This window comes from Porcipelethomonas sp. (genome assembly GCF_051893655.1).
Classification (GTDB): Bacteria; Bacillota; Clostridia; order Oscillospirales; family Ruminococcaceae; genus Porcipelethomonas.
Window position 1 is genome coordinate 1 of the sequence record NZ_JBJFHN010000077.1, and the last position, 11,721, is coordinate 11,721.

Annotated in this window: 10 protein-coding genes, 1 pseudogene and 1 riboswitch; of the genes and pseudogenes, 3 read left to right on the plus strand and 8 right to left on the minus strand. The window is 39.1% G+C overall.

All coding sequences use genetic code 11. The features are described 5' to 3' along the window. Nucleotides 1-31: 31 nt before the first annotated feature. The 5 genes from ACI4WO_RS04495 to queA form a co-directional block, all read right to left on the minus strand. A complete protein-coding gene (locus tag ACI4WO_RS04495) occupies nucleotides 32-520 on the minus strand; it encodes an HAD family hydrolase (protein WP_439806365.1) in 489 nt (162 codons plus the stop codon). Between the two features lie 130 nt (nucleotides 521-650). Further along, a complete protein-coding gene (gene tgt, locus ACI4WO_RS04500; protein WP_439806366.1) occupies nucleotides 651-1,841 on the minus strand; it encodes a tRNA guanosine(34) transglycosylase Tgt in 1,191 nt (396 codons plus the stop codon). 18 nt (nucleotides 1,842-1,859) lie between these two features. Then, nucleotides 1,860-2,591, minus strand: a complete 732-nt coding sequence (locus ACI4WO_RS04505; protein ID WP_439806367.1) for a DUF3592 domain-containing protein — start codon at nucleotides 2,589-2,591, stop codon at nucleotides 1,860-1,862. A gap of 40 nt (nucleotides 2,592-2,631) precedes the next feature. Next, complete coding sequence (locus tag ACI4WO_RS04510) at nucleotides 2,632-3,012, minus strand: PAS domain-containing protein (protein ID WP_439806368.1); 381 nt, start codon at nucleotides 3,010-3,012, stop codon at nucleotides 2,632-2,634. 12 nt (nucleotides 3,013-3,024) lie between these two features. Next, on the minus strand, nucleotides 3,025-4,050 hold the full coding sequence (gene queA / locus ACI4WO_RS04515; protein WP_439806369.1) for a tRNA preQ1(34) S-adenosylmethionine ribosyltransferase-isomerase QueA: 1,026 nt from the start codon (nucleotides 4,048-4,050) through the stop codon (nucleotides 3,025-3,027). Between the two features lie 61 nt (nucleotides 4,051-4,111). Further along, nucleotides 4,112-4,287: riboswitch (Lysine riboswitch) on the plus strand. Between the two features lie 123 nt (nucleotides 4,288-4,410). On the opposite strand from queA, the gene asd reads away from it, so the two are divergent. From asd to dapB, 3 genes are read left to right on the plus strand one after another with little or no spacing between them, the layout of a single operon-like run. Then, complete coding sequence (gene asd, locus ACI4WO_RS04520) at nucleotides 4,411-5,490, plus strand: aspartate-semialdehyde dehydrogenase (RefSeq protein WP_439806370.1); 1,080 nt, start codon at nucleotides 4,411-4,413, stop codon at nucleotides 5,488-5,490. Nucleotides 5,491-5,544: 54 nt separating this feature from the next. Beyond that, on the plus strand, nucleotides 5,545-6,435 hold the full coding sequence (dapA, locus tag ACI4WO_RS04525) for a 4-hydroxy-tetrahydrodipicolinate synthase (protein ID WP_439806371.1): 891 nt from the start codon (nucleotides 5,545-5,547) through the stop codon (nucleotides 6,433-6,435). A 31-nt stretch (nucleotides 6,436-6,466) separates the two neighbouring features. Continuing rightward, complete coding sequence (gene dapB / locus ACI4WO_RS04530) at nucleotides 6,467-7,219, plus strand: 4-hydroxy-tetrahydrodipicolinate reductase (RefSeq protein ID WP_439806372.1); 753 nt, start codon at nucleotides 6,467-6,469, stop codon at nucleotides 7,217-7,219. 87 nt (nucleotides 7,220-7,306) lie between these two features. Here dapB and clpB read toward each other — a convergent pair whose 3' ends face one another. The 3 genes and pseudogenes from clpB to ACI4WO_RS04545 all read right to left on the minus strand — a co-directional run. Continuing rightward, complete coding sequence (gene clpB / locus ACI4WO_RS04535) at nucleotides 7,307-9,904, minus strand: ATP-dependent chaperone ClpB (RefSeq protein WP_439806373.1); 2,598 nt, start codon at nucleotides 9,902-9,904, stop codon at nucleotides 7,307-7,309. 12 nt (nucleotides 9,905-9,916) lie between these two features. After that, nucleotides 9,917-10,576: a hypothetical protein gene (locus tag ACI4WO_RS04540; protein ID WP_439806374.1), complete on the minus strand. Its 660-nt coding sequence runs from the start codon at nucleotides 10,574-10,576 to the stop codon at nucleotides 9,917-9,919. 129 nt (nucleotides 10,577-10,705) lie between these two features. Beyond that, nucleotides 10,706-11,721 (minus strand): annotated as a pseudogene (locus ACI4WO_RS04545) (phospho-sugar mutase); the annotation flags it as partial.

Below are 11,721 nucleotides of genomic sequence, written 5' to 3' on the forward strand. Positions count from 1 at the left end.
TCCGCATATCCACCGCCGAATCTCCCGCAAATCAAGTTTCATTCGGAGAAACGCCAAGCTTTTCCATTATGTGAAGAGCTATCTGAGGGCTGGGCTTTTTCTCAAAGCCGTCCTTCTTGCCCGAAACATAGGAAAAAACGTCTCCGAACATTCCCGAAACAATGGTCTGAGTAAAATTATCGGGCTTGTTTGAAGCGACCGCAATAAGTATCCCCTCTGCCTTCAGTCTTGTAAGAAGCTGCGGGATACCATCATAGGGACGTGTGCAAACATTGTAATTTTTCCCGTATATCTCGTCAAATACATCCTTGACCCTTGAAATATTCTCCTCGGTGCGGCATTCTTCGGGCAGCGCCCTGCGGATAAGCATAGGCACTCCGTCGCCCACAAAGTAACGGAAGCTCTCCATCGGGTGAACGGGATAGCCGAACTTCTGCAATGCACTGTTGCAGGCATTTCCCAAGTCCTCCAGAGAATCGACCAGCGTACCGTCCAGATCGAAAATAACAAGCTTATACATATTGGTTTCCTTTCCGGATATTTCCTAACGCAATATTATATTACCACATTTTAGATTTTATTATCAGCCTTTTTTGTGAACTGTTTAAGAATTTTGATGAATGTTCTATTGATATACTATAAACGTCAATTCAATCCTCCAGCTTTGAAGCTAAAAGTCCCGAATACTTCGCTCTGAAGCTGTCAAATTCATCATTGTCAATAGCATCTCTTATCTTCTCCATAAGAGTGTTGTAGAAATACAGATTATGAGCCACCGCAAGTCTGCCTGCAAGCTGCTCATCCGCCTTGAAAAGGTGACGGATATATGCACGGGAGAAATTGCGGCAGGTGGGACAGTCGCACTCCGGGTCAAGGGGACGTGAGTCCGTCTCATAGCACTTGTTTGTGGCGTGCATGATGCCGTTCCATGTAAAAATAGTAGCATGACGAGCGTTTCGGCTGGGCATAACGCAGTCGAAAAGGTCAATACCTCTCGCCACCGCTTCAATGATGTTAGACGGAGTGCCCACACCCATAAGATAACGAATTTTTTTCTCGGGCATGACCGGAACAACAGCGTCAAGTATGCGGTACATCTCCTCGGTAGGCTCGCCCACCGCAAGACCGCCCACCGCATAGCCGTCCATATCAAGCTTTGCTATCTCCTCCATATGCCTCAGTCTCAGGTCCTCAAAAACCGAGCCCTGATTTATTCCGAAAAGGAGCTGGTGCTTGTTTATGGTGTCGGGGAGAGCATTGAGCCTTGCCATTTCCTCCCTGCACCTGTACAGCCAGCGAGTGGTCCTCTCGCAGGAATTTTTCGAATATTCGTAAGCCTTGCGGATTATCCTGTTTTTGGTCTGCTCGTCCATATCGGGAGTTATCTGCGCCATATGATTATCCACGCACTCGTCAAACGCCATAGCAATAGTGGAGCCTAAATTAGACTGTATCTGCATAGACTCCTCGGGGCCCATAAATATCCTCCGACCGTCCACGTGGGAGTTGAAATAAACGCCCTCCTCCTTTATCTTGCGAAGCTTAGCAAGAGAGAACACCTGAAATCCGCCGCTGTCGGTAAGGATAGGCTTGTCCCAGTTCATAAATTTGTGCAGACCGCCCATTTCTTTTATTACCTTGTCTGTAGGACGCAAATGAAGATGATAGGTGTTGCAAAGCTCCACCTGACATTTTAAATTAACAAGATCAAGAGAAGAAATACCTCCCTTTATAGCCGCCGCAGTACCGACATTCATAAAACAAGGGGTCTGAAAAGTACCGTGTACCGTTTCAAATTGTCCTCTTCTTGCTTTTCCTTCTTTTTTAATTAAAGTATACATTATCTCTCCTTCTGGCTTTCACCTGTAATCGTGAATATCATTATCAGCTATGTACTTTTCCATAAGTTCCGGAATATCAACATAATATTTTCTTTTATTATTTCTGTCCACATAAACAGTTACTGTCATACCGATAAATCCCGTTATATCATCAGTGATATTTTGAGAACTATAAAGATATGTTTCGCCATCATAGGGATTTATTACCTTACACTCAGCTTTAAACGGATGACAGTTATTAATTCTAATACTATAATTCCTTTTAACATCCGTAATTGTACCGCTGAGTTTATCACCGGATTTTTTCAGATTTTCAACACGGCGTCCGGTTACAATAACTATTATCAGAAATACTGCTCCTATTACTGCAAATATACCACCGATCACTAAGAATATAAACTCAAATACATTTGACTCCATTCTCACATCTGACGGATTATCAGGATCATAATACACTTCAATTTCTTTGCCTTCATACATGTATGAATTATATTCATTAAGCTTTTCTTCAAGAATGTCACCATCAACAGTATATTCAATCCAGACATCATAACTTGTATAATCTCTGTTATCTTTTCTGTAACTGTCTGCGTTTATACTTATTATCTCAGCGTTCGTCTTTTTGGCAGAGCTCATGAATGATATATTCCTTGCCAGCACCACGCCGCCTATAATGACAAATATAATTCCAATTGTAAAAAACAAAATACCTAAAATTATAAATATTTTTTTAACACTTTTAATTTTCATGAGTCACTCCTCATAACTGATATTTTAAAATTTTTTTAATTCATTTTAAAATGTATCCGTATTGTTTTTCAGTCTCAGAATCACGATACTCATGCTTTTCATAATACCCAATAAGCTTTCCATAATCATTTCTGAGTGCGATCATGTATACATCCTTATTTTCCTTATGATTATGAAACGTAAAAATTCTGTTGTTATTCGTACTTTCACTGAACCATTCTATAACTTTTTTAATTTTCTTATTTGACTCCTCATTATGACAGTCTAAAAGAGATTTTCCAATCAGATTATATCCGCCTCTTTTTTCATATCTGGCAGCTGCTGCCGGATTCATATAAATTATTTCATGTTCCGTATTGCATATAACGACAGAGCATATATCCTGATCAATAATACTTTTGAAGAATACTGAAAGTTCCATAACAGTCTCCTTTTATAAAATACACATAGCATCACCGAAGCTGAAAAATCTGTATTTTTCCTCAACAGCAATTTTATATGCATTCATTGTTTTTTCGTATCCTAAAAATGCGGAAACAAGCATTATCAGCGTACTTTCAGGAAGATGAAAATTAGTAATAAGTCCGTCAAGCAGCTTGAACTTATATCCCGGATAAATAAAAATATCCGTATATCCATCTCCTGGTTTTACCAGACCGTTTTCAAGCTCCATACTCTCAAGAGTACGGCAGGAAGTAGTACCAACTGCTATAACACGCCCGCCGTTTGCTTTTGTACGATTGATTTTTTCTGCTGTTTCCTCATTTAAATGGTAGTGTTCACTGTGCATCTTATGCTTCAATATATCGTCTTCCTTTACAGGACGGAATGTTCCCAGTCCCACATGGAGTGTAACATAAGCAATATCAACTCCCATAGCCTTGATTTCTTCCAGCTGTTCCTTTGTAAAATGAAGTCCGGCAGTAGGTGCAGCAGCAGAACCCAGCTCTTTTGAGTAAACAGTCTGATAGCGTTCCTTATCCTCAAGTTTTTTGGTGATATAAGGAGGCAGCGGCATCTGTCCGATTTCATCAAGTACAGAATAAAAATTACCGTCACATTCAAATTTAACTATTCTGTTGCCGTCATCCTTTACTTCAATGACTTTCGCCTTAAGCTTTCCGTCACCAAAAGAAAACTCCGTTCCGGTTTTTGCTTTTTTCCCCGGACGGCATATTATTTCCCATACCTTATCACCTTTCTGCTCCAGAAGCAGAAATTCAATAAAACTTCCTGTACCTGCTTTTTCACCGTAAAGTCTTGCAGGCAGTACTCTTGAATCATTCAGAACCATTAAGTCACCTTTTTTCAGGTAATTGCATAAATTATAGAAATGGGTGTGAACAATTTCACCCGTTTCCCTGTTTATTTTCATAAGTCTTGAAGAATTTCTGGGTTCAACAGGAGTCTGAGCTATTAATTCTTCAGGCAAATCATAGTAAAAATCAGATTTTTTCATTTTTCTTCCCCTAAATTTTAAAAACTGTATTGACATAACAAGAATAAAATGATATTATAAAAACTATGGTAGAGGTGCGGCTGCGATCAGTAGCGTCTGACAGGAAAACCATTCCGACATTTTATGCAGACGTAAAAGGCAATGCTGCCGAAGGACAGATCCCGGTAAAATCTGTTCTGATTATGATCCGAACAGGATTATGATTGTCATCAGCGTTGATGGAGGGCTATCAGCATACAATTCCAATATAATAGTTGTTATATCAATATTTCTATTATATCGTATGATGAGCCGGTTTTCAACCGGTTTTTTTAATTTTTTTTAAATTTAATATATTTTTTCAATGAAGGAGTTAGTAAAATGAAGCAATACAAAGCAGGTATTATCGGCGCAACAGGAATGGTAGGACAGAGATTTGCAACATTGCTGGAAAAACATCCGTGGTTTAAGGTTACAGCACTTGCAGCTTCCCCAAGATCTGCCGGAAAGACTTATGAAGAAGCAGTGGGAGAAAGATGGGCAATGACAACACCAATGCCTGAAAGCATGAAAAATATGGTAGTACTCAACGCAGTGGACGATATTGAAAAAATCGCAGGTCTTGTTGACTTTGTTTTCTGCGCAGTTGATATGAAAAAGGACGAAATCAAAACTCTTGAAGAAAAGTATGCAAAAGCTGAAATTCCGGTTGTTTCAAATAATTCAGCACACAGAGGAACTCCGGATGTTCCTATGGTTGTACCTGAAATCAATGACGACCACATCAGAATTATTGAATCCCAGAGAAAGCGTCTGGGTACAAAGAAGGGCTTTATTGCAGTAAAATCAAACTGCTCAATTCAGAGCTATGTTCCTGCACTTAATCCGCTTATGGAATTCGGAATCACAAAAGTTCTGGCATGCACATATCAGGCAATTTCCGGTGCCGGAAAAACTTTCAAAACATGGCCTGAAATGGTTGATAACCTTATTCCGTTTATCGGCGGAGAAGAAGAAAAATCCGAACAGGAACCTCTTAAGGTATGGGGACATATTGAAGGCGACAAAATCGTCAATGCACAGACACCTTCAATTACAACACAGTGCCTGAGAGTTCCGGTTTCAGACGGACACACAGCAGCTGTTTTCGTATCCTTTGACAAAAAGCCTTCAAAAGAAGAAATCCTTGCAAAATGGGCTGAATTCAAGGGCGCACCTCAGGAGCTTGATCTTCCTTCAGCTCCAAAACAGTTCATTCACTATTTTGAAGAGGATAACCGTCCGCAGGCAAAACTTGACAGAAATCTTGAAGGCGGTATGGCTGTTTCTGTAGGACGTTTAAGAGAAGATACTCAGTATGACTATAAGTTTGTATGCCTGTCACACAACACTTTGAGAGGTGCAGCAGGCGGCGGCGTACTTTTAGCTGAACTGCTGGCTGCAAAGGGTTACTTTGATTAATTTCAAGTTATTTACGTTTAAACTGATTCACCTTGTATAAGGAGGGTGCAATTTATGAAAAATACTATTTTTACCGGTGCCGGCGTTGCAATTATCACTCCTATGAACGCTGACGGATCAATCAATTATGACGGATTTGCTGAAAATATTGAATACCAGATCACTAATGGTACAGATGCTATTATTGTCTGCGGCACTACCGGCGAAGCGTCAACAATGACTGATGAAGAACATATAGAATGTATAAGATTTGCAGTTGAAAAGACTGCCGGAAGAATTCCGGTTATTGCAGGAACAGGAAGCAATGATACAAGATATGCAGTAGAGCTTTCAAAAACTGCTCAGGAAAAAGGTGCTGACGGACTTCTCCTTGTTACACCTTATTACAACAAGGCTTCACAAAAAGGTCTTATAGCACATTTCACAGCTGTAGCTGACGCTGTTGACATACCGATTATTTTATATAACATTCCCGGACGTACAGGAATGAACATTGACATCAATACTTATAAAATTCTTGGACAGCATAAGAATATTGTTGCTGTCAAGGAAGCAAGCGGAAATATAAGCTATACTTCAAAGCTTATTGCACAGTGTGGAGATCTGCTGGATGTTTACAGCGGAAATGATGATATTATCGTTCCTATGATGTCAATTGGTTCAAAGGGAGTTATTTCAGTACTGTCAAATATCATGCCTAAGGAAACTCACGAGCTTGCACAGCTTTGTCTTGAAAATAATTGTGAAGAGGCTGCAAAGCTTCAGATGAAGTATCTGGAACTCATCAATAATTTGTTTATAGAAGTTAACCCGATTCCTGTTAAGGAAGCTATGAACCAGATGAACATGCCTTCAGGTCCGTGCAGACTTCCTCTCTGTGAAATGACGGATGAACACATAAACACTCTTAAAAACTCAATGAAAAAAATGGGTCTTATCAAATAATTCTGCTAATATAAACAGAAAGGATTTTAAAATGACTAAAATTGTAATTTGCGGTGCCAACGGCAAAATGGGTCAGACTATATACCGCTGTGTCAAAGACCGCAGCGACTGCGAAATAACCGGAGGAATTGACATTAATACACAGCAGTATGCTGATTTTCCGATTTACAGTTCTGTCGGTCAGCTGCCGGAAAAGCCTGATGTAATTATTGATTATTCTCACCCGTCATGCCTTACTTCTCTTCTTGAATACTGCATGACAACCGGTACTCCTGTTGTTCTTGCAACCACAGGCTACAGTGATGAACAAATTTCAGAAATAAAGAAGGCTTCTTCCCAGATTCCGGTATTTTTCTCATGGAACATGTCTTTGGGTATAAATCTTCTGGTAGAACTAGCTAAAAAAGCAACTGCTATTCTGGGAGACAAATTTGATATTGAAATCGTTGAAAAACATCATAATCAAAAAATTGATTCTCCAAGCGGTACGGCTTTAATGATAGCAAACGCTATTAATGAAACCAGAAATAACGAAATGAAATATGTATATGACAGACATTCTCAGCGTAAAAAGCGTGAAGCAAATGAAATAGGCATTCATTCCGTAAGAGGCGGAACAATTGTTGGTGTTCATGAAGTGATTTTTGCCGGTAATGATGAAACAATTACAATTTCACATTCTGCCGCTTCAAAGACCGTTTTTGCAGAGGGTTCTGTAAATGCAGCATTATATATAAAATCACTTAAAGCCGGTCTTTATGACATGAATAGTATTATAGGATAAAATATTTCGATCAACAAATAAAAGGGAGCTTTTTCACATGGAAAAGCTCCCTTTCTTATTATAATTACCTTTAAAAAGTAATTTACATTATTTTACAAACAATTTTTCTCCATCATAATCCACAGTCAGCATAGTGTCCGGAGCGACATCATCAGCAATAATCTTTTTGGCAATTAATGTCTCAGCCTTACGCTGCAAAAATCTTCTGAGCGGTCTTGCTCCATAGTTTGGATCATATCCCTGATCAACAATATAGTTCTTTGCAGAATCAGTAAATTCCACATCAATCTGACTGTCTTTAAGACGTTTTCTCAAATCGTTAATCATAAGATCGACAATACCAAAAATCTCATTCTTTGTGAGAGGTTTATAAAATACAATCTCATCAAGACGGTTTAAAAATTCCGGTCTGAACTGCTGTTTTAACAGTGCATCAACCTTTTCTCTGGCGTCATCACTTATCTCTCCCTGTTCGTTAATACCATCAAGGATATACGGAGAACCAAGGTTTGAAGTAAGAATAATAATAGTATTTTTAAAGTCAACTGTTCTGCCCTGAGAATCCGTAATACGTCCGTCATCCAGTACCTGCAAAAGAATATTGAATACATCAGGATGTGCCTTTTCAACTTCGTCAAGGAGTACTACAGAATAAGGTTTTCTTCTTACAGCTTCTGTCAGCTGACCGCCTTCTTCATATCCTACATATCCTGGAGGAGCTCCTATCAGACGGCTCACACTGAACTTTTCCATATATTCACTCATATCTATACGGACAATGTTATGTTCATCATCAAATAATGCCTCAGCAAGTGCCTTTGCAAGCTCTGTTTTGCCAACACCGGTAGGACCTAAGAACAGGAAAGAACCAATAGGTCTGTTAGGATCCTGAATGCCAGCTCTTGAACGTAAAATTGCTTCACTTACTTTTTCAACCGCTTCATTCTGTCCGATAACTCTGTTGTGAAGAATATTTTCAAGATTCAAAAGCTTTTCACGTTCGCCTTCCATAAGCTTTGAAACCGGAATACCTGTCCAGCGGCATATAATTCTGGCAATTTCTTCTTCAGTCACCTTATCTCTTAAAAGTGAATCGCCTGATTTTGCTTTTTCAGCAATAACCTCTTCTTCTTCCAGTTCCTTCTGGAGTTCCGGCAATCTGCCATATTTAAGTTCAGCCGCCTTGTTAAGGTTATATTCACGCTCTGCCTTTGCAATATCAGCATTAACCTGTTCAATATCCTCTCTGAGCTTCTGAACCTTTGTTATAGCATTCTTTTCATTTTCCCACTTTGCTTTCATACTGTTAAACTGATCTCTCATCTGAGCCAGTTCTTTTTGAACTTCCGCAAGATGTTCCGCAGAAATTTTATCATCTTCCTTTTTAAGTGCAGCTTCCTCAATCTCATGCTGAACAATTTTTCTGGAAATTTCATCAAGTTCTGACGGCATAGAATCAATTTCAGTTCTTATCATTGCACAGGCTTCGTCTACAAGATCAATTGCCTTGTCAGGCAGAAAACGGTCAGTAATATATCTGTCAGACAATGTTGCAGCGGCAATTAAAGCCTGATCATGAATCTTAACGCCGTGAAAAACCTCATAGCGTTCCTTAAGTCCTCTTAAAATTGAAATAGTATCCTCAACAGTTGGTTCATTTACCATAACCGGCTGGAAACGTCTTTCCAATGCGGCATCCTTTTCGATATACTGTCTGTATTCGTTCAGGGTTGTAGCACCGATACAGTGCAGTTCACCTCTTGCAAGCATTGGTTTCAGAAGGTTTCCGGCATCCATAGCACCGTCGGTTTTACCAGCACCGACAATTGTATGAAGTTCATCAATAAACAGAATAATTTTACCCTCACTCTTTTTGATTTCTGCCAGAACTGCCTTGAGTCGTTCCTCAAATTCACCTCTGTACTTAGCGCCTGCAACCAGTGAGCCTAAATCAAGTGAGAAAATTTTTCTGTCTTTAAGGCTGTCCGGAACATCTCCGGCAACAATTCTCAGTGCCAGACCTTCAGCAATCGCTGTTTTACCAACACCCGGTTCACCGATAAGCACCGGATTATTCTTGGTTTTTCTTGAAAGAATTCTTATAACATTTCTGATTTCACTGTCTCTTCCAATTACCGGATCCAGCTTATTGTTTCGTGCAAGTTCTACAAGCTCCTGACCGTATTTTGACAGCACATCATAGGTTTCCTCAGGATTCTGATTTGTAACCTTTGCATTTCCTCGTACATTCATCAGTACCTGTAAAAATTTATTTTTATCAATTGAAAATACCTTGAAAATTTCTTTCAGCTTCTGAGTAGGGCTATCAATAACTGCCAGAAAAATATGTTCAACAGAAACATATTCATCCTTCATATTCTGTGCCTGCTTTTCCGCATCAACAAGAATTCTGTCAGCAGCAGAGGAAATATAAACTGTTCCGCTTTGTCTTCCGCTTCCGGTTACCTTAGGCATTCCTGAAATTACTGAAAGGACAGAATTACTGATAGACTGCGTTTCTACATTCATTTTTGTCATCAGCTGCGGAATAAGACCGTTTTCCTGATTCAGAAGAGCATATACAAGATGCTCAGGCTCAATAGCATTATTCTGATATTCAATAGCCGTATCCTGTGCAGCCTGAACTGCCTCAAGAGATTTCTGAGTGAATTTTTGTGCATTCATAGTTTGTCCTCCTTAAATTATCATCATATTTTTTATATTTTCATTATAGATGTTTTCCATTTTTTTAACTGCCAATTCCGGAAAATCCAGATTATCAAAGAAAATTTTAATTTCCGAATCCAGCAGCCGTATATATTCACCGATTGCTCTGCCGAGTTTTTCAGCTTCTATTTTAACGGTATTATCCGGAAATTTAAGATGCCGTATAAATTTTCCACTTGAATATTCATATTCAACACCGCCTTCAAAATACCTTCCTATATATTCCTTTTCCATTGAATACCATATTTGAAAGAAAGAATTCAGAGCTTCAATAAGCTGACTGCTCTGAGTACGGAACGAAACAGACAAAAAACCAAATGTACTGTTTTCAATTTCTTTCAAAAGCTCAACACGATATCTGATCGTAGGCTTATACTTGAATCTCAGCGGACTGCGTATGGACAACATGGCGTCCGACGCCTGTCCCTGAACCTGAAAATTATTATCCATCATAGTCCGGACGCAGTCAAAAATATTTTTTATCCGCCGTTCAGGAGTAATATACGAAACATGCTCCGCCAGAATCTGATTTATAAGATTCGACCGGCTTGTATTCATCTGATATGCCAGATTATCAATAGCTTCTATAACATCATCTGCCAGCACCAGACTATAAACGCTCTTTTTCAATTTTGTCCCCTCCTTTTATTAATATTATAGCACTGTTTATATAACTTGTCAACGGTTTTATATAATTTTCTTTTCGAATTATTTTTTCCGAAGAAAATCCCGGAAATATCCGGGATAATACATAAATATTTATTTGATAAGTTTAGTAAAGCTTTCCTGAAGTTTATTTTCTAAAGCCGATGCTTCTTCCTGAGAGTTTCCGGTTGTTGTATAATAAGCTTTTATTTTCGGCTCTGTACCGGATGGTCTGATAATAACACCGGCACCGTCTGTAAGTCTGAACGCAAGAACATCTGACTTAGGAAGTTCAATTGTCTTCTTCTCACCAGTTTCAATATTTAGAGAAACACTCTCAAGGTAATCATCAAAACCTATAACCTTAAGACCAGCAATCTCAGCCGGAGGATTTTCACGAAGTCCTCCCATAATACTGCTCATCTTTTCCATTCCTGCTTCGCCTTCAAAAGTAAAGCTCTGCTGAGAATGTGCAAAAACTCCATAAGTTTTATACATATTTTCACGTGCCTGTAAAAGTGAAATGCCCTTAGTTCTGTAAAAAGCTGCCATTTCACAGATAAGCATTGACGCTACAACTGCATCCTTATCTCTTACATAGCTTCCCGCAAGATAGCCATAGCTTTCCTCGTATCCGAAAATAAATCTGTCAGCTTCATTATTCCTTTCAAGAATACCGATCTGCTCACCGATAAACTTAAATCCTGTAAGTACTTCAATTACTTCAACATTATACCTTGCAGCAATTTTCTTTACAATATCCGTTGTAACAATAGTTTTTACCGTAACAGGATTTTTCGGCATTGTACCCTGTCTTGTTCTTTCACTGCATATATATTCAAGCAGCATAGCTCCTACTTCATTTCCTGAGAAAAGAACATATCCGCCTTTTTCGTCCGGCACCGCAATTCCCACACGATCACAGTCAGGATCAGTAGCCAGAAGAAGATCCGGCTTTACCTTATCGCAAAGCTTAAGTCCCAGTTCAAGAGCTTCTCTGATTTCCGGATTCGGATAAGGACATGTCGTAAAATTACCGTCAGGCATTTCCTGTTCCGGAACAACAGTAACATCTTTAACTCCGATTGTACTAAGTATATGTCTTACAGGCTTGTTTCCAGTACCGTTAA